General features: G+C 64.4%; 16 protein-coding genes and 1 pseudogene. 7 read left to right on the top strand and 10 right to left on the bottom strand.

Annotated features, from left to right (window positions below; all coding sequences use genetic code 11):
* Positions 1-566: 566 nt before the first annotated feature.
* A complete protein-coding gene (locus MFF58_RS23015; protein WP_238291318.1) occupies positions 567-1,229 on the bottom strand; it encodes a Crp/Fnr family transcriptional regulator in 663 nt (220 codons plus the stop codon).
* A 536-nt stretch (positions 1,230-1,765) separates the two neighbouring features.
* On the opposite strand from MFF58_RS23015, the gene MFF58_RS23010 reads away from it, so the two are divergent.
* Entirely contained in the window at positions 1,766-2,476 is a 711-nt protein-coding gene (locus MFF58_RS23010; RefSeq protein ID WP_238291317.1) for a helix-turn-helix transcriptional regulator, read from the top strand.
* A 254-nt stretch (positions 2,477-2,730) separates the two neighbouring features.
* On the opposite strand, the gene MFF58_RS23005 is transcribed toward MFF58_RS23010, so the two are convergent.
* From MFF58_RS23005 to MFF58_RS22995, 3 genes are all read right to left on the bottom strand, one after another.
* A complete protein-coding gene (locus MFF58_RS23005; RefSeq protein ID WP_238291316.1) occupies positions 2,731-3,216 on the bottom strand; it encodes a DMT family transporter in 486 nt (161 codons plus the stop codon).
* 185 nt (positions 3,217-3,401) lie between these two features.
* Positions 3,402-5,192 carry a peptide ABC transporter substrate-binding protein gene (locus MFF58_RS23000; RefSeq protein ID WP_238291315.1) on the bottom strand — a complete coding sequence of 597 codons (1,791 nt, stop codon included), beginning with the start codon at positions 5,190-5,192 and terminating at the stop codon, positions 3,402-3,404.
* Between the two features lie 40 nt (positions 5,193-5,232).
* On the bottom strand, positions 5,233-6,351 hold the full coding sequence (locus MFF58_RS22995; RefSeq protein WP_238291314.1) for a branched-chain amino acid ABC transporter substrate-binding protein: 1,119 nt from the start codon (positions 6,349-6,351) through the stop codon (positions 5,233-5,235).
* A 50-nt stretch (positions 6,352-6,401) separates the two neighbouring features.
* Here MFF58_RS22995 and MFF58_RS22990 point away from each other — a divergent pair.
* The 3 genes and pseudogenes from MFF58_RS22990 to MFF58_RS22980 all read left to right on the top strand — a co-directional run.
* A pseudogene (locus MFF58_RS22990) lies at positions 6,402-6,935 on the top strand (transposase); the annotation flags it as partial.
* Between the two features lie 205 nt (positions 6,936-7,140).
* Positions 7,141-8,154, top strand: coding sequence for an IS110 family RNA-guided transposase (locus MFF58_RS22985; protein ID WP_238291313.1), 1,014 nt, complete (start codon positions 7,141-7,143; stop codon positions 8,152-8,154).
* Between the two features lie 737 nt (positions 8,155-8,891).
* A complete protein-coding gene (locus MFF58_RS22980) occupies positions 8,892-11,912 on the top strand; it encodes a response regulator (RefSeq protein ID WP_238291311.1) in 3,021 nt (1,006 codons plus the stop codon).
* 329 nt (positions 11,913-12,241) lie between these two features.
* Here the strand turns inward: MFF58_RS22980 and MFF58_RS22975 are convergent, their stop codons facing one another.
* The 6 genes from MFF58_RS22975 to MFF58_RS22950 form a co-directional block, all read right to left on the bottom strand.
* Positions 12,242-12,868 (bottom strand): glutathione S-transferase family protein, encoded by a 627-nt coding sequence (locus MFF58_RS22975; protein ID WP_238291310.1) that lies wholly within the window; start codon positions 12,866-12,868, stop codon positions 12,242-12,244.
* Positions 12,869-12,970: 102 nt separating this feature from the next.
* Positions 12,971-14,542, bottom strand: a complete 1,572-nt coding sequence (locus MFF58_RS22970; protein WP_238291309.1) for an ABC transporter substrate-binding protein — start codon at positions 14,540-14,542, stop codon at positions 12,971-12,973.
* A gap of 403 nt (positions 14,543-14,945) precedes the next feature.
* Complete coding sequence (locus MFF58_RS22965; RefSeq protein ID WP_238291308.1) at positions 14,946-15,581, bottom strand: glutathione S-transferase family protein; 636 nt, start codon at positions 15,579-15,581, stop codon at positions 14,946-14,948.
* A 19-nt stretch (positions 15,582-15,600) separates the two neighbouring features.
* Positions 15,601-17,244 carry a cation/acetate symporter ActP gene (gene actP / locus MFF58_RS22960; protein WP_238291307.1) on the bottom strand — a complete coding sequence of 548 codons (1,644 nt, stop codon included), beginning with the start codon at positions 17,242-17,244 and terminating at the stop codon, positions 15,601-15,603.
* The gene (locus MFF58_RS22955) at positions 17,241-17,504 is read right to left on the bottom strand and encodes a DUF485 domain-containing protein (RefSeq protein WP_238291306.1); all 264 of its coding nucleotides are present in this window, start codon (positions 17,502-17,504) and stop codon (positions 17,241-17,243) included. The genes actP and MFF58_RS22955 overlap by 4 nt, the downstream gene beginning before the upstream one ends.
* A gap of 256 nt (positions 17,505-17,760) precedes the next feature.
* Entirely contained in the window at positions 17,761-18,741 is a 981-nt protein-coding gene (locus MFF58_RS22950) for a LacI family DNA-binding transcriptional regulator (protein WP_238291305.1), read from the bottom strand.
* Between the two features lie 231 nt (positions 18,742-18,972).
* Between MFF58_RS22950 and MFF58_RS22945 the strand changes: the two genes are divergently transcribed.
* The 3 genes from MFF58_RS22945 (at position 18,973) to MFF58_RS22935 (ending at position 21,774) form a co-directional block, all read left to right on the top strand.
* Positions 18,973-19,884 (top strand): isocitrate lyase/PEP mutase family protein, encoded by a 912-nt coding sequence (locus MFF58_RS22945; protein ID WP_283206460.1) that lies wholly within the window; start codon positions 18,973-18,975, stop codon positions 19,882-19,884.
* 71 nt (positions 19,885-19,955) lie between these two features.
* Positions 19,956-20,669: an enoyl-CoA hydratase/isomerase family protein gene (locus tag MFF58_RS22940; protein WP_238291302.1), complete on the top strand. Its 714-nt coding sequence runs from the start codon at positions 19,956-19,958 to the stop codon at positions 20,667-20,669.
* A gap of 148 nt (positions 20,670-20,817) precedes the next feature.
* On the top strand, positions 20,818-21,774 hold the full coding sequence (locus MFF58_RS22935) for a TRAP transporter substrate-binding protein (RefSeq protein WP_238291301.1): 957 nt from the start codon (positions 20,818-20,820) through the stop codon (positions 21,772-21,774).
* Positions 21,775-22,157 lie beyond the last annotated feature (383 nt).

The raw sequence follows: 22,157 nt of genomic DNA, 5'->3' as shown, positions 1-22,157 counted from the left end.
AGGGGAAAGCGTTGCCCCTACAGCAAGATATTCGGCCCCAAAACCTCTGGCTTGGGTCGATCAGGCAGTCAGGCCCCGTAGCCGCGAAGCGGTGCGCCGCAAGTGCAGGCTTGACGGCGTGACCGCACTGCCCATTGCGCGTCGCTCAGCATCGTCCCTCCTCAGGTCGAGGGCACAAAACGCCTGCTAAGCCAGATGGTTCAGGCGACGACAGACCCTAGCCACGTCCTCCGCGGTCCCGTCGAGCGCTCCCCGATCGCTGGCCGGTGGCGGCGTGCCGAGGGTTGGGCCGGTTTATGGTTTCGGATTGCGGTTCGCGCCGTAAACCTGTCGAGCCGCGCACCTGTCTATCTCGTCGACCATTGAGGGCCGATCGGCTCAGGATGCCGGCGATCCTGCAGAGGCCAGAGCCTTTCGGCACACAGGTGCGCGCAGCCTCACAACGGAATATGCTTCAAGTCTTGATGGAGTTTTTGACAATTAAATAATGCGTAAGAATATATTAAAACGATTCGATACAAGAATATTAGAATTCATTCTGATCTGAACCACTGAAAATCAAAAGGCTAGGTAGGGCCGGACGCGATTTTTTGCAAGGCTGTACGATCAAACACGGTGCAGGCGCCCGGCGCCAGGGCGATATATCCCTTCCGTTGCCACGCTGAGAGATGCCGGTTGGTCCCCTCGCGGGAAAGGCCGACCATGTGGCCGAGTTCGCGTTGCGTTGTCAGCACGCGGTTGCCGTTGCGGTCCGGGGCGCCGGCCAGCGTGAGCAGGGTTTTGGCCAGGCGCTGCTCGGCGCAGACGAAGGCGTGATCCGACAATTGCTGGCTGGTCCGCCGTAGCCGTCCGCTCAGGATCGCCAGGAGCCGGACAGCCAGCGTCGGGAAGTCGTTGACCAGGGGCAGGAGGTCGCGCCGCTCCAGCAACAGGAGGCAGCAGCGCGTCGCCGCGATTGCGTCGGCCGTGCGTGGCCCGTCATCGAGAAGCGCAATTTCGCCGAAGACCTCGTTCGGCCCGATCAGGTTCAAGATGAGCTCGGACCGGCCCTCCGGACAAGGCGTCGAGATCCGAACGTGCCCGCTCACGACGGCGAGCAGTCCATGGCTCTCGTCGCCTCGGTGAAAGATGCGTTGCCCGCAGCGAAACGTGAGGGGCTGCGCGCGCTTGGCGAGGCGCTCGATGACGGTTTGCGGCGCGTCCCTAAATAGCTCGTGCTGCGTCAGCATGCGTCGCTTGTCGAGCGGCGCTGCGGCTCTGTAGGACGGCACGGGTCAGGCTCCCGGCCCGGGCCGGAACACCCGTAGCACGCGTCCGCCGATGATCCTGAAGACCGACGGCGTAGCCCATGAAGACCTGTTGTCTCGCTCAAGCCCTAGCATATCGGACTGTATCCACTGCACACCGATGACGGATGTCATCTCCGGGATTTCGCCGACGCGCGGCAGCATACTACAGTCGGACACGAAACCGGGACAAGGCCCTCCCGCTTCAGCATCGGGCGTAGCCAGCTGTGTCGATCGTCAACAGAGACTGGATCCCGTGGCGATCAGGTAGTGTCATGACCGGCTGGAGAGGCGCGTTGCGCCCTCAACGATGGCGCCGCCGCCCGACATCAGACTCCGGCGCCAGCAGGCGCGCTGCGGTCGCCCTGTTCTTCTGCGCGGTGCAAGAGTGACGAACCTCACACCCGCTCGGATGCGACGGACAACACTCTATCGGCGCTCAGGAGGTCGTTTCACCTGAAGCGGAGGAGGGATCGCTCATGTTGGCTGCCGCAGACCCAACCCCGATGATGCCGGGCGCCCCGCATGCACCCCGCGGTGACCTGAGCGGGGCCGGATCAGACCGGGCGGACGACGCCGACGGACCGCAACACGCCCAGGTCGAACCGACGCGCGTCGCCGCCGCGCTTCAGGCTTTCGTCGAGCATCTCGAAGAAGGGGTGGTGGTCATCGCCACCTGCGGACGCGTGCTGTTCCTGAATTGCGCAGCCCGAGCCATGGTGCGCGGTGTTCCGTTGCGGCTCGTGAACGGTCATCTCCGCGCCAGCGTGCCGAACGACACGGCAGCCCTTCGTAAGATGGTTTCGGGTTGCAGGCTCAATGGCGGCGATTCGATCCGTCTCGTGAGTGAGGATAGGACCTTGCTGATCGCCGCGAGCGCGCTGGCCCCGATAGCCTTCGCGCCGGCCGAGTCGGCGGTGCTCCTGCGCCTGATCGATCCCGCCGCCATCCGGCTGCCCCGGCAGGAAATATTGCAGGTGCAATTCGGTTTTACGCCCGCCGAGGCCGCGTTTGCGCTCGAAATGCTGGCCGGGAACGATCTGGTGGCGAGCGCGACCCGCCGCGGGATCGCGCTGAACACCGCACGTGCGCACCTGCGCCGCATCTTCGATAAGACGGAGACACGTCGGCAGGCGGCGCTAATACGTCTGCTCCTGCTCTGCCCCCAACCGGTCACGCGGCAGGTATGAAGCGGAAGTCGATCCAACGGTTGAAGCAGGTCTCAAGCGAGGCAGCCCTCGTCCGGACCAGCGGCTTTCGGCCAGATCCGGTCGGCCACTTCGGACGCACTGCAGCCAAATGCGACCTTGCAGCGCGAGCTGTAATGGCGGCGCAACCAAATTAGAAAGCGATTGGGTGCGCCTTCTGTCATGAGCCGCTCAAGAGGCGGCTCAGTCGACCTGCATGAACCGCTCCGGGTTTCCCGGAGGCCGTTTGGTTTGGGTCAGGCGGCGGAGGCTTGGACCTCGGCCTGGGCATCCGCACCGCGCGCTCGCGGACCTCGGGGGAGAAGGGTGGGGTATGCTTCGTCATGGCTCCAGTCTCTCAAGAGTTGGAGCCTCCGAACATCCCGGGGCGGTTCAAGTCCGATCGCGCCGACCCGACGCGCGTTGAGGCGCTCCTGGCCGTAGAGGAAACCGATGAACGCGAGGAAGATCGGCATCAGCGACAGATTGACGATCGCCGATATCCCGCTGGGGGCATGCGCGATACCCCAGAACACGAAGCTGTAGCAGCCCGTCGTGATGAGGAGAGAGGCGGCGGCGATCCGGCCGAACGCCGGGATGCGCAGTGGCAGGCGCCGTACGCGAACGATGACGAGGAACAGGACGCCGGAGAGGAGGAAGCGCGCCGTTGCGAGGAAGATCGGCGGCACGGTCTGCACAGCGATCTTCGTCGGCAACCACGTCACCCCCCAGATCAGCGCCATGACGCCGAAGGCTACGAGGCGGCTCACGCCGGATTGCTTCCGACACTCATGCGGAACTCATCGCCAGCGACTCATGAGTAGCAGCGGTGCAATACCGATGGCCGTGGAGCGACGACGGACCGCGCTCGGGATCGCGATCAGGAGTCGTCGCAGGATGTAGGCGCCCATGGCGCTTAGACTCCCGCTCAGGCCTCCCTGTACCAGTCGGGCAGGAACGACAGGTCGTTGTCCCAGCCGCTCTGCGGGGCGACGAGCTTGGCGCCAGCGGCCGAGACCTTCGCCCGGTGGATCAGCGGCAGCACGTTCTCGGAGACCGCGAGGTCGTTGCACGTGATCAGGAGTGCGGCCCGCTTGACCGGGTCGAGCTCGGTCTGAGCGGCGTTGTAGGCCTTGTCGTAGGCATCGTTGCGCCAGCGCACGACGTTGCGGCCCTGCCACTTGTTGGCCTGCGCCGCGACTTCCCACGAGACATACTGGAGCAGCCAGATCGCCGGATCGGCCTGCGTCATGTTGTTGGTGTACATCTCCATGTCGGCGTAGAAATGTGGGTAGGTGTCGGGGTTGGCCGGGTCGGAGGAGAAGAACACCGAGCCTGTGACCGATTTCAGCTCGATCTCGATGCCGGCCTTGGCGGCCGCCTGCTTGATGATCGCCTGGGTCTTCTGGCGCGGGGCGTTGATCGAGGTCTGGAAGACGAGCTTGAGCTTCTTGCCACCCTTGGCGCGGATGCCGTCGGAACCCTTCTTCCAGCCGGCCTCGTCGAGGAGCGCGTTGGCCTTGGCCGGGTCGAAGGCGAAGCTCGTGTTCTTGGAGACGAAGCGCTCCGGGCCGTTCACCGTGTTGGCGGTGGGCTTGCCGGTGCGGCCGTAGATGTAGGTCTGGATCGACTTGCGGTCGATCAGCAGGTTCATCGCCTGGCACACCTTCGGGTCGGAGAAGGCGGGGTGCTTCGTCGTGATCGAGGCGCGCTCGCCGTCGACCTCGACGTTCGGGTCGGTGGCATTGAGGAGCAGGAACTCGAGGTTGCCGCCGTAGACCACGTCGACCCGGCCCTTGCCGTCTGTCTCCAGGCGCTTCAGCACCTCGTCCTCGACTTGGAGGTTCCAGGCGTAGTCGTACTCGCCGGTCTGGAGCACGGCCCGGGCCGCCGAGACCGCGTCGCCGCCGCCCTTCATCTCGACGGTGTCGAAGTAGGGCCGGTTCGGCAGGTGATAAGCGGGGTTGCGCTCCCCGCGGACGATGTCGCCGGGCCGGATCTCCACGAACCGGTACGGGCCGGTGCCCACGGGGGCGAGGTTCTGGGGCGCGTCCCGGGACTTGGCGCCGCTGTAGGGTCCGAACAGGTGCTTGGGCAGCACCATGCCGACGACGCCCACGAAGGCGTCGCACCAATAGGGCGTCGGCTTGTCGAACAGGACCCGGACGCTGAGATCGTCGACCTTCTCGACCTTGCAATCCTTGTAGGACCCGGCCGTCACCGCCGCGGTGGCGGGGTCGCGGGCGTATTCCCAGGTGAAGACCAGGTCATCGGCGGTGAGCAGCTTGCCGTCGTGCCACGTCACGCCGGGCTTGAGCGTCCAGACCACCGAGCGTCCGTCGGCGGCGAGCGCCCCGTTCTCCTTGGACGGGATCGTGGCGGCGAGCACGGGTGTGAGGTTGCCGTCCGCGCCCCATGCGGCGAGCGGCTCGTAGAAGATCCGCGAGGCTTCCTGATCCTTGGTGCCGATGGCAAAATGCGGGTTGATCAGCGTCGGCGCCTGCCACCAGAGGAGTCGCAGGAGGCCGCCACCGCCGGGCTTGGCCGGCTTGTAGCCGGCCCGGATATCGGCCGCCATCGCAACCCCGTTCTCGGCCAGCATCAGTCCGGCCATGGGCGCGGTGAGGCCGACAGCCACCATCCGCTGCACGAAGGCGCGCCGCGACAGGCGGCCGTCCTTCACCTGCCCGATGAGGCCGCGCAGATCCCGCTCGTCCATGAGTTCATCCCTGATCCCCGCCGCGCAACGCGTCGTGTGATCATTGCGTCAATTCGTGCCCCGTGTAGTCGATCCGGCCGTCGGTACCTTTGGTCCACGCGTACATGACGTAGTCGGGCCGGGTGATATCGCCCTTCTTGTCGTAGGCGATCTCGCCGATCACCGTCTGTGTCGGCTTACCCTGATGCAGCCACTCGGCAAGCTTCTTGCCGTCGCTGGAGCCGGTCTCGGCCATCGCCTTCGCCAAGACCTGCACGGCCGCGTACGAGTAGAGCGTGTAGGCCTCGGGATCGATGTTCTTGGCCTTGAACGCGGCGACCGCGTCCTTGGCGTTCGGGTTCTTGCGGGCGTCCGGCGAGAAGGTCATCAGCGTGCCCGCTGCGCCCGGCCCGGCGATCTGGACGAACTCCTTGTCGGTGATGCCATCACCGCTCATCATCGGTGCCGTAAGGCCCTGGTCGCGCATCTGCCGGATGATCAACCCGGCCTCGGTGTGCAGGCCGCCAAAGTAGATGGCGTCGATGTCGGCCGACTTCAGCTTGGACACGAGCGCGGAATAGTCCTTCTCGCCCAGGTTGATGCCCTCGTACATCGCCTCCTTGCCGCCCTTGGCCTTGAGTGCCTTCAGGGTCTCGTCGGCCAGACCCTTCCCGTAGGGGGTCTTGTCGTGGACGAAGGCGATCTTCTTGCCCTTGAAGTGCTTGGCCAGGTAGGTACCGGCCACCGCGCCCTGCTGGTCGTCGCGGCCGCAGGTGCGGAACGTGTTCCACATGCCGCGCTCGGTGAACTTCACGTTTGTAGAGGCGGGCGTGACCTGGATGATGCCGGCGTCGAGATAGACGTCGGAGGCCGGGATCGACACGCCTGAATTGAAGTGACCAACGACCATCTTCACGCCGTCGCTGGCGAACTTGTTGGCCACCGAGACGCCCTGCTTGGGATCGCCAGCATCGTCGCCGATGACGGCCACGAGCTTCTGGCCGTTGATCCCGCCGGCCTTGTTGATATCGTCGACCGCCTGGCTGACGCCGTTCTTGATCTGGGCGCCGAATGCCGCGTTAGGTCCGGTAATCGCACCGACGATGCCGATCTTGACCTGAGCCTGCGCTGAGCCGACCATCAGGAGAACGAGGATACCGGTCAGTATAGAAGCGCGCATGTCTATCCCTCGGGTTATCGCCCTCAGGCGTCAACCCTGCCTGCAAGATCGCGGCCGACGAGGACCACGCGTATCCGGCCAAACCGGCCGGCGACAGCGGTTACGGTTTAGCTGAGATGCTGGGCTGGCCCGTCTACGAGCACGGCATCGAGCCGCATATCAGCGTGTTCCACAAATCGGCCCGCACCGACGGCACCTTCTCGTGCGCCGACTTCACTTACGACCAGCCGGGCGACGTCTATCGCTGCCCGGCGGGCCAGTTGCTGACCACGACCGGCACCCTGGTCAACGACGGGGCGACGCTGCTGTACCGCGCGAGCAAGTTCGATTGCGCGCCATGCCCGTTGAAGACGCGGTGCTGCCCGAACGAGCCGGTGCGCGAGGTGCCGCGCTCGATCTACGAGGGCGCGCGGGACATGGCCCGCGACATCGCACGCTCCGAGGAAGGCCGCACCTCCCGGCGTGAGCGCAAGAAGGTCGAGATGCTGTTTGCCCACCTCAAGCGCATCCTGAAGCTGGATCGCCTCCGGCTGCGAGGGCCGAACGGAGCGGGAGACGAGTTCCACCTCGCAGCCGCCGCCTAGAACCTGAGGAAGCTCGCCAAGATCATCCCGGTCCCGCACCCGAGCCCGGTTTGACCGGCAGGCGACACCTGGCCTGAGGGCGAGGACTCATCTCGCCCCACTTCGATCTCAGCCGCCAACGAGTTTTTCAACATCGGGTAATGGGCGGCAGCTCTTCCGCGGAAGTCGATAGGATCGGCTCCGCTGCTGGAAGAGGAGGCTGATCATGGAGTATTTCGCTGGCCTAGACGTCTCGATGGAGGAGACGCACGTCTGCGTGGTCGATCGCGACGGCACGGTCACGCATCAGGCAAAGGTGGCCTCTACGACTGCCGACATCGCGCAGGAACTCGCGAAGGCGCCTGCCTGCCGTCGGGTTGTGTTCGAGACGGGCCGGATGGCTCCGTTGCTGTTCCACGGCTTGGCTGAACGCGGTGTGCCGGTCGTCTGCGTCGAGAGCCGGCAGGCTTACCAAGCGCTGAAGTCGCTCACGACGCACAAGACCGACCGCAACGATGCGCGTGGCCTTGCTCACCTGGCACGAACGGGCTTCTTCAAGTCGGTGCACGTGAAATCGTTGCCGGCTCACGCCGTGAGGTCGTTGATCATCGCTCGCAAGAAGCTGGTCGGCCAGCGGGTCACGCTGGAGAACCAGATCCGCGGCCTTGCTGTCGTGTTCGGGGTGCGACTGCCGCGGGCGCTCAGCTCTGCGTTTATCGAGCAGGCTTTGCGTTCGAGCGAGGGGATCCCTGGGCTGTCTGCCGCCATGCGCGGCCTGGTCGGAGCGCGCGCTGCCGTGCTGTCAGCCGTCATCGCCATCGACGCCGATATCAAGCGGATGGTCCGAGCCTCAGAAGCCTGCCGCCACTTGATGACGATCCCAGGCGTCGGTCAACTCACCGCGCTCGCCTTCACGGCAGCCATCGACGATCCCGAGCGCTTCAAGCGCTCTCGCGACGTCGGGCCGTATCTCGGTCTCGTCCCACGGCGTTACCAATCGGGCGAGGTCGACTACAGCGGCAGCATCTCGAAGTGCGGCGACCGGCGGGTCAGAACGCTGCTGTACGAAGCCGCCAACGTGATGCTGACGCGTTGCAGGCAGCCCCTGAAGCTGAAGGCTTGGGCTCTGGCCATCGCGAAGCGCTCGACGATGCGCAAGGCGCGCATCGCACTCGCGCGTCGGCTGGCGATCATCATGCACGCGATGCTGCGGCAGGGCACCGAGTTCAGGCCTGCGTAGCGGCTGACATCACCGGACAGGAGGCCGAACCGAGCTCCCGAGCGGGAGCGACGCCCGAGGGAGGGAGCAGAAGACGGCGCCGATTCTGTAGCATGCGGCCTTGTGCCGGCTGCGCTTTCAACCAAGCCGCTCTGCACCCAGCTGACCCCATCAAGTGCCGCACGAGCACGTAGAGAACGCAGGCACCCGAAAGCGTCCAACGATCAGGACCGAGCTGTCGCCCGTTGACTTATTAGAGAACAAAATCGGTCGGTAGCAGGCTGTCCGCTTTTCCCGCGTACCTTCTCCAAAGCGGACTGGCAGCTTACGGCCAGGACCGGCTGTTCGAGCGCACCTCCGGCAGTCGGAACCGGCGGGGTCCTCACAGGGGGGCATCTCGGTCCGGGGGTTCACCAAGATGGACGCGGGCAAGCGCGCACGATGGCGCGGGCCAGAGCCGCGAGCGCGGGCTCATGCGGGCTAGCTGCTCGGGGTCAGAGCCGTTCCGGGTCTTGCGCAGTCGGCGGACTCCATCAGGAGACACCCGCGAGGCGGCGGTGGACCCGTGCCGGAAGGCTGGGGGCGCCAACAAGCTGCGGCATCGCCGGTTTCCGAGAGCCTTGACTGGAAAGGTCGCTACGAATGTCCCGCTCTGCCTAGCACTCACACGGGAGGACGGACCGCGACGCTGGCAAAGGTGTTTCCCTTGGGTACCGCCTCACAGATCGCGGTTCACCGCCGCGCAGGCCACGGGTGACATGAGCTTCAAGAAGATCACACTGAACCGCTGGCGCTTCCTCGGCTCCGGACGGCGCCTTCCGGGATCATCGCTCGCCTTCATGCTGCTCGCCCTCGCCGTGGCGGCAGGCGGGTGGAACTACGTGGCGGGCGCGCACAGCCGGGCCGAAACCGCTCGCCTGAACGGCCTCGTCGCTCAAAGTGAACACATCCTCTCGGTCATGAGGGACCTAGAAACCGGCATGCGCGGCTACGCCCTGACCGGGCGCGAGGAGTACCTGCAACCCTACGATGCGGCCTTGGCCGGCATCAGCGGCAACTTGGACAGGCTCGACAGCCTAACCCTCGAACCGCCGACGCGGGAGCGTCGGAGACAGCTGATCGAGGCCGAGAAGTCCTTCTCCGCACGTGTGGTCGCGTTGCGCCGGTCTTCCGGACAACAGGCCGCCACCGACCTGATCCAGTCCGGCGAGGGCAAGCGCAGCATGGACGCGATCCGCACTTTGACGCAGGACGTCCAGGACCGCGCGAGCGCGGACATGGAGACACGGGCGGCCTCGGACAGGGTTCGCTCGCCGCTGCTGACATTGATCACGTTGGCTGCCGCCGTGGCTGCCGTGGGCCTACTCGCACGTCTCGCGTTTGTGCGCCGTCGCGAGGGTCAGCGTATGGCCGACCTCCTAGAGAGCGTGCTGGAGAACGCACCCGTAGGCCTGGGCTTCCTCGACCGCGACCTCAACATCCGGCACATGAACCGAGCCCTGGAGAACATGAGCGAGCGCGGCTTCGGTGCCGATGTCGGCGCACCGATCTGGGCCCTCCTGCCGTCGCTGCAGGACGAACTCGCCCCGAAGCTGGCGGCTGCACGCGACCAGGGTCTAGTCACCGCGAACGTCGATGTCGGTGTGCCGGCCCCGAGCGCGCCGGGTGGCACCCGCCACCTTCAGTCGAGCTTCTTCCCCCTACGCCGTGAACGCGGACGCGACGGACGGGCGGACGGCGTCGGCATCGTCATGGCCGACGTGACGCTCGGCAAGCTCTCCGAGCTGCGGCTGGTTGAGAGCGAGGAACGCTTCCGCTCCCTCACCGAAGCCACCTCGGCCATTGTCTGGAGCACGACCCCGGACGGTGAGTTCCGGCGGGTCACCTCTGAGTGGACGCGTTTCACCGGCCAGGCCCCAGCCGAGGCCGCCGGTCGCGGCTTCCTGGAGGCCGTCCATCCCGAAGACCGGGACAGGACGCGTGCGGCCTGGGAGCAAGCGGTGGAAACCCGCACGCTCTACGCCGTCGAGCACCGCCTGCGCCGGCACGACGGCGTCTACCGGTACATGGATGTGCGCGGCGTGCCGATCCTGGAAGAGGACGGGCGCGTGCGCGAGTGGGTCGGCGCCCATGCAGACATCACGGCCCGCAAGGAAGCCGAGCTGCAACTGGAAGCCGCCAAGGAGGCAGCCGAGGAGGCCAACCGTGCCAAGAGCCAGTTCCTGGCCAACATGAGCCACGAGCTGCGCACGCCGCTCTCGGCCGTCATCGGGTATTCCGAGATGCTGCAGGAGGAGATGGAGGATCTCGGTGAGGAGAGCCTGCTCTCGGACATGCGCAAGATCGAGTCGAACGCCCGCCACCTGCTGGGCCTGATCAACGACGTGCTCGACCTCTCAAAGATCGAGGCCGAACGGATGGAGATCTACGCCGAGGAGTTCGACGTCGCAGGGACCGTGAACGACGTTGCTGCCACGGTCGGTGGCTTGGTCGCCAAGAAGGACAACAGTCTCGACGTCCGGCTCGCTGACGAGCTCGGCAGCGCGCACACGGATGCGACAAAGCTGCGCCAGTGCCTGATCAACCTGCTGAGCAACGCCGCCAAGTTCACCGAGGGCGGCCTGATCACCCTCACGGCGGAGCGCGAGCACCGCCAGGGCACCGATTGGCTGCGTTTCACCGTGACCGACACCGGCATCGGCATGAGCGAGGAGCAGCTGGCGAGACTGTTCCAGCGCTTCAGCCAAGCCGATGCTTCCACGACTCGTCGCTTCGGCGGCACGGGTCTGGGGCTTGCGATCACTCGCGCCTTCGCCCGGATGCTGGGAGGCGAGATCGCGGTGGCGAGCAAGGAGGGGGAGGGTACGACCTTCACCCTGGACCTGCCTGCCCGGTACGAGGAGCGACCTTCCGCCGAGCTTGCGGCTCAGGTCATGCACGACCTACCCGCTCGACCAGCCAATGCCGCGGCCACTCCGAGCCATGCCGAGCAGATCCTGGTCATCGACGACGACCCGGCCACGCGGGACCTCCTCGCTCGCTTCCTGCAGCGCGACGGGTTCAAGGTGGTCACGGCCCCGGACGGACGTGAAGGTCTGGAACGGGCTCGTGCCCTGCGTCCACGGGTAATCCTGCTCGACGTGACCATGCCACGCATGGATGGCTGGGCCGTCCTGCGGGCGCTGCGCTCTGACCCGGAGCTCGGAGCGACCCCGGTGATCATGGTGACCGTGCTTGACGAGCAGAACCTCGCCTTCTCGCTCGGCGCGACCGACTACCTGCACAAACCGGTCGAGTGGGGCCAACTGAAGGAAGCGATGGAGAGGTTCAGGCCCACGGTCCACGAAGGGCCGATCCTCGTGGTCGACGATGATCCCGATGTGCGCGAGCGCATGACGACGCTCCTGACGCGAGAGGGTTGGCGGGTGGTCTCGGCAGAGAACGGTCGGGCTGGCCTGGAAGCAGTGGGCGTTCGGAAGCCCGGGTTGATCCTGCTCGACCTGATGATGCCGGAGGTGGACGGGTTCGGCTTCCTGCGGCAGTTGCGGGCGAAGGCGGAATGGCGCGACATCCCGGTCATAGTGCTGACTGCCAAGGACGTGACGGCGGACGACCGGAGGCGGCTCGGCGGCCAGGCCGACCGCATCTTGCAGAAGGGCGGTCTCAGCATGGCCGACTTGGCCGCAACCTTACGCTCGCTGATGAGCCCCGCCGCAGATCCTGATGAACGAGATGAGGCGGCGGCGAAGGCTTCGGAGTTAGGCTACGAGGCCTCATAAGGGCGTACGAGCCGCCTCCACCTTCGGCCAGACTACGTCGCGCCGGATTGCCGTTGCGCGCAGAACCGGACGTTCGGCTTCGCGCCCGTTCCAGTCACTCGGGTCGACTCGGGCGCTTCTCAAGAACGGACATGAGTCTTGGCGGATCACCAACGGTTTCACTTACGTGAGGTGCGCTTACGCGCTGAGGAGGAGCCCTCTCAGCTCGGCAGGTCCGACCGAGCCCGATGATCCAGCTCGCGGCGGCCCCTCTCTTTGGCCACCTCACTTTGCCCTTGCCATCGAGCGCCTGCGAGGAAGCTTAAAACAAGCGCTCGTCACCCGTCGCTTTAGGGTACGTCGGCGGCAATCCACGCCTGCACGGCGGGGCGAATTTGCAGCCGCTGCCGGTACGCGATGAGCGCCGGCGTCGATGGTCGCGCAATGGGCGTCAGAAGCCATCGTTGAAGCGAAAGGCCGACCACTACGTCGGCCAAGGTGAAGGTGTCACCGACGATATAGGCATCGGTCCCGGCCAAGTGCCGCTCTAAGATGAGCATCAAGTCATTCCACCGTTCCGCGCTCCGTGCAATCGCAACTTGATCATGCCTGTAAGAAGTATTCTTACGGACCAAGCCCAGGAAAGCCGCCTGCCAAGCACAATTCAGATCGGCCACCTGCCAGTCCATCCACTTCTCGACGGCCGCACGCGCGAACGGAGTATTGGGCAGAAGATCATGCCGGCCTGATTTCGCAACCAGATATCTGCATATCGTATTGCTTTCCCAGAGGACACCCTCTGCGGACACGAGGACGGGAACGAGACCGTTCGGGTTGAGGGATCTGAACTCTGGACCTTGCGTGTCCTTGGTCAGCGTCCAGTCGTTTTCGTGCTCGAAGCTCAACCCGGCCTCGGCCGCGGCCCAAAGAACCTTGCGGACGTTGATCGAAGTCGAGCGGCCGAGGATGCGCATCATGAACTTGCCTTGGCATAAGGTGTCTGGTCTGGCCATCCGGTGCAGCCCGTCAGGTCCCAACGATCACCTCTCGCGGCCTCCGCCGGTGGCCGGACGGTTCGCTCAGGTCTTCCTGATGTTCCAGAGGATCGGAAATCCGAGGACCCGGCCCGTTAGATTGCGACCGAAAGAGGTCATGGATCGATAGGAGCCAACCGGTACGTAGGCCACTTGATCGAGCGCGACCCGCTGCATCTCCGCGCAGAGCGCCTTGCGCACCTGCGCATCCGGAGCGGCGAACCAGGCCGCGCGGAGTTCCTCCAGCTTCGGAATCGACGGCCAGCCGAACCAAGCACCAGCGCCGTTGGCCCTGAGCGGTTGAAGCGCAGCCGGATCAGCATTGTCGAACGACGAAAACGTGGTCAGCAGCACGGACCAGCCGCCCTTATCGACGGGCTCGCGTGGGACGCGGCGTTGGATGACCGTACCCCAGTCGCTGAGGGCCAGATCCACGTTGAAGCCGATACGGGGCAGCAGATCGGCCGCGACCTGGGTGATCGCCGAGGGCGCCAGGATGTCCGTCGGGCCGATCAGCCGGACCTTCGCGCCGCTATAGCCCGCAGCTTTCAGCGCCGCCCGCGCCTTCCCGAGGCTACGCGGCCCCGTGAGCACCTCCATGCCGGCATCCGTGGCCATCGGCGTGCCCGGCGTGAAGATCCCACACCGATCGTCATAGTTGGCTGGATCATCGCCTGCGATAGCCGCCATGAAATCGCTCTGGATGATGGCCGGCAGCACCGCCCGGCGCACCTCGACATTGTCGAACGGCGGCTGCAGGTGGTTCATGCGCAGGATCGCTGGATTGGTGAAGCGGTCGAGCCCTTCCACGACGATGTTACGATTGCGGGCGAGGAGCTGCTGGAGTTCCGGCGGTGGCTGCTCGTACCAGTCGATCTCGCCGTTCTGCAGCGCAGCCGCTGCAGTCGCGCCGTCGGCGATGATCTGCCACTCGACCCTGTCGAAATGGGCGATTTTGCCGCCGGCGGTCAGGCTCGGGGCGCCGGGGGCGGGCACGTATCCGGCGTGCCGCTCGTAGACCATCAAGCTGCCCGAGTTGAACTCGTCCGCCTTCCAGCGGAACGGCCCGGAGCCGGTGGCGTCCGTGATCTGTTTGAACGGATCGGTCTGCGCGATCCGCTCCGGCATGATGAAGGCGGGTTGGCTGACGCTCGCCAGTGCGTTCGGCAGCAGCGGGAAAGGCGCCTTCAAACGGAAGACGATGTTCGCATCACCGTCGTGCACGATCTCGTCCGTCGCGGCCATCAACGTCTGGCCAAACCCGTTTCGCGCGGCCCAGCGCCTAATGCTGGCGACGCAATCCCGCGCGAGGACGGGTGTGCCGTCATGAAAGCGCAGCCCCTCGCGGAGGGCGATCGTCACCTTCCGACCATCTCGCTCGACCTGGTAGCCGGCCGCCATCTGGGGTTGGGGTTGCAGGTCGGCATCGAGGCCGAAGAGGGTGTCGTAGACGATGTAGGCGTGATTGCGCGTCACGATCGCGGTGGTCCAGATCGGGTCGATGGACGTCACGTTCGCCTGGGGCACCATGCGCAGCACCCGGGCGTCTTGCGCTCGGCCGACGATTGGCGCTGCCAATGTCGAGGCACCTGCGGCGAGGAATGTGCGTCGCTTCATCGTGGCCCCCCAGCGAGACGCGCCAGCATAGCAACCGCCGGACCAACGCGAGACTCCGCGCACGCCGCATCCTCGCGACTGCTACCGCAACGCATCTCGAATGCCACGCGAGAAGAGCGCGGTGCATCCGTTGTCGGCAACAGTAGAGTTCGCTTTCGTGTCCGGCTGCAGGTCTTCGACGATGGTAAGCGGCACGTTCATCCCGGCCTTTGCGCCGATCGGCAGGTAATAAGAAGCCTTTCCTACGATAATGAGCAGCCTTTCTTACGATGACGAGCGAGAGTCAGACCAGTTTATGACCCGAATTACCGGCACGATAATCCGTACGGGCCGCTCAAGGTCAGGCCTACCATGCCTACTCCACCCGCGGTGAAGTGCTCGGTCAGAACAGGTGCATGGCACACTACACTACCTTTTCAGTGATTTGCTGCGGCGTGGGTCTCGTCCTCTGGAAAGACGGCCGCCGTTCCATGCGATCGCTGTAGGCGGCAAGGCTTGGGTACTGCTCACGCCAGGGGTAGTCCGGCCAACGAACGTCGAGATATCCGACGACCGTCCCTGCCGCGATGTCCCCGAGCCCGAAGCTGTCGCCGACCGCGTAATCACGGTCGCCGATCAGGCGGGCAATCTCGCGCACTCCGCCATCGACCTTTCGGCGCTGCCGGGCGATCCATTCCGGGCTCTGCCGCTCTTGATCGCGCATTTGCTCGAAGAACATGAGCACGAACGCGTCACACGTGCCGTCGCACAACACCTCGAACTTACGTGCAAGGAGCCGACCGTCGATATCAGCTGGAACGAGCGGCGGCGCGGGGTACTTCGCCTCGATCCATTCCATGATGTAGTGCGACTCGTAGACCGCACTGCCATCCTCGAGGATGAGAACCGGAAGCTTTTCCAGCGGATTGTACTGCGGCGTCACGGACGTGCCGTGCCAGGGCACTTCCGTCTCCAGATCGAAGGGGATGCCCTTCTCGGCGAGGGCGATTCGCACCTTGCGAGCGTAGGGGCTCGGTGTCGCGCTGATCAACTTCATCATGGCGTGATCCTCAGAGGACTCATTCTGCGGCCACTGGAACGGACGGGGCTGTCCGGCCGATCGAGGCGCCCCGCTGGTGATCGATCCTTGCCTGCGGACTCTTGTCCGTCACTGACACGACGTAGCAGACGAGGAACGCCAGTGGCATCGTGACGATTGTCGGCGGATCGATTGGGAAGATCGGTGTCGCGTAGCCCAGCACACCGACCCAGACCGGGCGGCCTAAGACGGTGAAGAGAAGTGCGGTTCCAAGCCCGACGCATCCCCCGACCACTGCACCGCGCGTCGTGAGGCCTGGCCAGTACAGAACGAGGATCAGGAGCGGCAGCGTTGACGAGCAGGCGATAGAGAACGCCAAGCTCACCATGTAGGCGACGTTCTGGTTCTGGAACGCGATGCCGAGCCCGATCGCGACGACTCCCAGGATCACGGTGGCGTAGCGCGAGACGCGAACCTCGGATGCCTCGCTTGCGCCGGCGCGCCGGAATACGCTGGCATAAAGGTCGTGCGACACCGCGGTCGCGCCTGCGAGCGTCAAGCCTGCGACGACGGCGAGGATCGTCGCGAAAGCGACGGCCGAGATGAACCCGAGCATCAGGTCGCCGCCGACCGCGTGCGAGAGGTGAATCGCCGCCATGTTCCCGCCACCGATCAAGCCGCCGGCGGCGTTCACGTAAGCTGGGTTTTTCGCGACCAGGGCGAGCGCTCCGAACCCGATGACGAACACGAGTGCGAAGAAGTAGTTCATCCACACAGACGCCCAGAACACGGACACGCGGGCGGCACGGGCATCGGGCACTGTGAAGAAGCGCATTAAGATGTGAGGAAGACCGGCAGTCCCGAACATCAACGCGAGCCCGAGCGAGATCGCCGAGACCGGATCGCGGGACAGAAACTGCGGCGTGAGGATAGCCTCTCCACGAGGGTGACGGGAGACCGCCTGTCGAAGTAGTGCGCCGTAATCGAAGTCGAAATGGGCCATCACCAGCAGCGCTATCACCGTTCCGCCGATGAGGAACAGCACCGCTTTCGTGATCTGCACCCAGGTCGTCGCGACCATGCCGCCGAACAGGACGTAGCAGATCATCAGGAGCCCAACGATGAACTGCGCATAAATGTAATCGAGGCCAAGCAGAAGGCGGATGAGCTGCCCACCTCCGACCATTTGGGCGATGAGGTAGAAGGCGATCACGACGAGGGAAGCCGAGGCCGCGAAGATGCGGATCGGCTTCTCTTGGAGGCGCGTACAGGCGACGTCCGTGAAGGTGAAGCGGCCGAGCGCGCGCAAACGCTCTGCCATGAGGAAAACGACGATCGGCAGCCCCGTCGTGTACCCGACCGCGTAGATCAAGCCGTCGAAGCCATTCCCATAGACGAGGCCGGCGAGCCCCAGGAAAGCACCCGCCGAGATGAAGTCTCCGGCGATTGCGAGGCCGTTCTGGAATCCTGTAATCCGTCCGCCGGCCGTGTAGAAATCGGAAGCCGATTGCGTTCGTTTCGCCGCCCTGTAGGTGATGTACAGCGTGCCCATCACAACGGTAGTGAAGAGCGTAATCGCTGTCAGGTTAAGGCCATCACCGGCAACTCCCGACTGCGCGAGTGCGGGTGCTGGCGCGAGGAGAGCGAGACCGATCAGCGTGCGGCGCGCAGCTAAAACACTCATCTGATGACCTCGCGGTTCGCGATGAGCACGTAGATCCCGGTCAGGGCAACGCCGAGTGCGATGACGAACAGACCGTACGCGAAGGCGACGGTTACCGTACCGCCATCGAAAAGGGGCTTGGCTAAGATGGCGGGCGCGAAGGCGCCGAGCCCGACAAAGCCGAAGTAGAAGACGATCAGGATTGCCGTGAGGGCGAGGCCGAGCCGGGGCCGCCCAATTTCGACGCCTTCCTCGGAAGGTGGAGAGATCTGCACAGCCATGGATTCCTCCGGACGCGTACCGGAAGGATGAGCAACTCGGATGCCAACCTGGTCACCGCTGCGAGAAAGGCCTACCGCCTCGATCGGGTGGCGCCGAATATCCTCAATCTAAAAACGTCTACTGAAATCGATGACCCCGCCATCAGTTGAAATTTTTCGGTATGATCAAGGCTGCTTTCCTGCATCTTTCGCTTCAAAGCGGGCAGGCCGCCTTCGGCCAACAAATGTCATTGTGGTTGGCGCGTTCGTTTCGCCATTAGGCACTTGCTCGCTCTATAAGTTCATAACCGAGGTCAAGCCTACTGACGTCGCGGGAGGGATTTCGAAGTCGCTTCATCAGCATCTCGGCTGCTTGATGTCCGATCTGATAGCGAGGAAAGCGCAGCGTTGTCAGCGGTGGGGAGACGGCCTCCTGGAGTTCGTTGTCATCCGAGCCGACGATCGCGATCTTATTCGGGACATCCAAGCCGCGACGGTTCGCTTCAAGTAAAGCTCCGGTCGCCAGCACATCGCCTGACAAAAAGACCGCATCGACGGCCGGCACGCGCTCGATCAAAGTAGCTAGTGCGAGCCCGCCGCTCCGCAGTCCGGGCGGGCTTTCGAGCAGCAACTCGGGAGCGGAGATCAGCCCACGCCGTTGATGGGCGGCTAGAAATCCCGCTCGCCTTTCGGCAGCGCGATCATTGTCGTGAATGGGCAGGCTGACAAATCCGATGTTCTTGTACCCGCGGCCAATCAGGTACTCCGTCATCGCGCAGGCTGCATCGTAATTCGAGAAACCGACTGTCATGTCGAGAGGTTTCTCGGTCAGGTTCCCCGTCTCGACGCAGGGGATACCTGCATCCTCGAGCATCGAGCGACTGCGCGTCGTATGCTGCGTGTTGTGCAGCACGATCCCGCAGATGCGCTGGGCCAAGAAGGCCCGAATAGCGGCCTCTTCACCGGCCAACGCGTAGCCGCTATCCGCGATCATCAAAGGGTGATGTGCGCCGAGAGCGTCCGATACGCCTTGGATCGTCTCCGCGAAAAGCGAGTTGCGAAGGCTCGGCACGATCAGGCCGACGACGTTCGTCCTGCGCGAAGCGAGGCTGCCGGCGATCCGGTTGGGAACGTATCCGGTGGCATCGATTGCCGCCTCGATACGGAGTCTAGTCTCGGTATTCACGGAAGTCGGATCGCGCAGTGCCCGCGAGACCGTCATTGCTGAAACTGCGGCGAGGGCGGCCACATCCTCCATGCGCGGCTCAGGCTTCCCCTGCTTGGGATTCTGCTTCCGGCGCGGTCTCGTTGTTAGGTCTGCCATCTCAGTCGCTTGGCCGTGCCTGTAACCTAGTTGATCCCGCACTCTGCTGCATAGCCCGCCCGCATGGATTGCGGAACGCCGCAATTCCGCTTATGTTTGCGCTAACATGAGGGGTTCGGGTTCGAGATTTGAGCCCGGTCAAGCTCGCTTCGAATCTCCCGCCCGATGCAACCCAGAGGCCCCGCTTTGTCCCGCTCATCCCGCTCATCCCGCTCATCCCGCTTCCGCGAACTACTCAAATCGCCGCCGTTCGTCTGCATGGGCGCGCACGACGCCGTCACGGCTAAGCTGGCCGAGCAAGTCGGTGCGCCCGCGATCTACGTGAGCGGTTTCGCGGCCTCCGCCATCGTCGCAGGCGCTCCCGATATGGGTTTGCTGACGCAGACCGAGATGTTCGAGCATATCCGCCGCATCTGCAGGGTTACCAGCCTCCCCGTCTTCGCGGATGCGGATACGGGATATGGCGGCGTGCTCGACGCACAGCGCACGATCAGACTGTGGGAAGAGGCGGGCGCTTCGGTGCTGCATCTGGAGGATCAAGCGGTTCCCAAGAAGTGCGGGCACTTCTCGGGCAAGCAGCTCGTCAGCGCCGAGGAAATGCAGCAGAAGCTGCGCGCCATGCTCGAGGCCCGGAGCGATCCGGACTTCTTCATCGTCGCGCGCACGGATTCGCTTGCCGTGACCGGCTTCGACGACGCGATCGCCCGCCTCATCAGCTACGCTGAGGTCGGTGCCGACGGACTTTATTGCGACGCGATGGAGAGTGTGGAGCAGATGCGCGAGATTAGTCGCCGCCTGCGACCGCTCGGCAAGCCGCTCCTGTTCAACATGGCCAGATCTGGGAAAAGTCCATACCTGTCGCTGAAAGAGGTCGAAGCGTGCGGATTCGATTACGCTCTTTGCCCGATCGAGCCGATGTTCGCCATGCATAAGGCGGTCAAAACGATGATGGAGCGGTTCATGGAGGCGGGGTGCTCGACGAACGCGGTGGCAGACCTGATGACACCTTTCGACGAGTTCAACGAGTTCGTCGGCATGTCCGATCTCATCGCGCAGGAGCGGCGCTACGCCTCCTGACGCGAGGGGTTTTCGGCAGGGGTGTGACTCGGACTGGCGGGATCTTCCGTCCAACGGAGGGCGCAGCAGCGATGCGGCAGATCGAAGTCGAGACGTATGGCCGGGTGGCGATCCTGACGCTGAGCCGACCCGACGCCGGGAATAGGATCACGCAGGACATGGCGGACGAATTGACCGCCGCCCTGAACGCCGCTCGCAGCGACAAAGCGATCAGCGGATGCGTCCTGACGGGGAGCGGCTCTGTCTTCTGCCTGGGAGGCGACTACCGAGGCGCTGGCCCAACTGCTGCCGGACGGATGGAGTTCGGGCGAGCCCATATCGATCTCTTCGGCGCGATGGCTGGTCTCGGCAAGCCGCTGGTCGCTGCGCTCAACGGCCATGCGCATGCGGGCGGGTTTGCTGTGACCCTGGCCTGCGACATGGTTTTCGCTACGCGCGACGCGACACTCGGCCTGCCGGAAGTGGCACACGGCCTTTTTCCCTTCTTGGCGCTCGCCGTCGTGCGCGACGCCTTGCCCAAAGCGGTTCTGTTCGAGATCGCTTACGAAGCGAGATTGATGAGTGCGGAAGAAGCACGCGCGCGCAGCCTGGTGAATGCCGTGTTGCCTGCGACGGAGTTGCTGCCCCGGGCGGTCGAGACCGTGGAACGTGCGACCGCGGGACATCCCGACGTGCTGGCTCTCGGCCGCGACCTCTACTACGCGACCCGTGGAGTCCCGCCAGCCGAGGCGCTTGCCATGGCGCGGTTCGCACTCGGGGCCGCACTAGCCGCATGCGACCCATAGAGCCGCAGACCAGCGGCATAGCTTCAATAAAGAAACCCAAGAAACCGGCCAGGTTCGAACAATATGCGAAAATTCAGGGAGGTCATCAATGCTAGCGCTACCGCGGAAAGCCCTAAGCCGTCGTGCCCTGTTGGCCGGTGGCCTCGTGATGGCGATGCCGTCGATTGTGAGGGCAGGGCCGGAATTCGATTTCAAGTTCGCAACGGGTCAGGACCCCAGTCATCCGAACAACGTCCACCTGCGCGCGGCACTCGACCGCGTCCGCGAACAGACGAATGGACGCCTCAGCATTCGCTTGTTTCCAGCCAACCAACTCGGGACAGAAACCGATGTCTTGTCGCAGGTGCGAAACGGAAGCATCGAGTTCTTGCTACTTTCAGCTTCGATCTTGGCGACTTTTGTGCCCGTCGCGGGTATCGCCAACACAGCCTATGCCTTTCCGGATTACGATGCCGTTTGGCGGGCGATGGACGGGGGGCTGGGTCAGCACACCCGGGCATTGATTGAGAAGGTCGGCGTTATCGCGCCGGGGCGGATCTGGGACAACGGCTTTCGCCAGATCACATCATCCGGACGAGAGGTCCGCGCTCCGAAGGATCTGTCCGGCTTCAAGATCCGGGTTCCACCGGCACCGATGCTCACATCGTTCTTCGCTGCGATGGGGGCGTCGCCGACGCCCATGAACTTCGCCGAGGTCTACACGTCGTTGCAGACCGGCGTCATCGACGGCCAGGAGAATGCACTCTCGCTCATCGCGACGACCCGGCTCTACGAGGTTCAGAAATTCTGCTCGCTGACCGGCCACAGCTGGGACGGCTACTGGCCCTTGGCCAACCGCAAGGCCTGGGCGCGCATGCCGGAGGACATCAGATCCGTCCTTACAGCCGAACTCGACCGGTCCGTCGTCGATCAGCGCAGCGATGTCGCCGAGCGCGATCGTTCATTGCGAACCGAGCTGGCCAAAAAGGGCCTCGCATTTATCGAAGTTGTGAAACCCGACTTCCAGCGGGCACTCGCAAGCACGTCATACTTCCAGACATGGAAGCAGAAATATGGTGACAACGCCTGGTCGTTGCTAGAGGAGGCTTGCGGAAAGCTGACCTGAAGCGAGATTCGTCAGGACAGGCGCGCGCGAACAGGTAACGTGCCCGTCTTGCGCTCCACGAGGCCGAGTGCAGGTGCCTGGCTCAAGCATTGGCCCCGCTTGTTGGCCTTCGGCCGCTACAGCCTGCCAGCGCTCGGCAGCACATCCCAGTTCTGCGCTCCTCCATGGGCCGGACGGGCAGTTGCTGAACGACCTCGGTAAGCTCGCTTGAGGGACGATCGCCATGCAGATCAATATCGCGGCCGTCGAGACGACGGCGGGGGTTGAATTGACCGGCCCGCCCCTGCGCGCCCGGACCTGGCTGCGCCGGCTGGACGACGGCCTCGGCCATCTGGTGGAGATCCCGGCGGCGCTGCTCGTGCTCGCGGAGATCGCGGTGCTGC

The organism is Methylobacterium longum, assembly GCF_022179385.1.
Lineage (GTDB): Bacteria > Pseudomonadota > Alphaproteobacteria > Rhizobiales > Beijerinckiaceae > Methylobacterium > Methylobacterium longum.
This window is presented reverse-complemented; position numbering and strand designations above follow the sequence as displayed.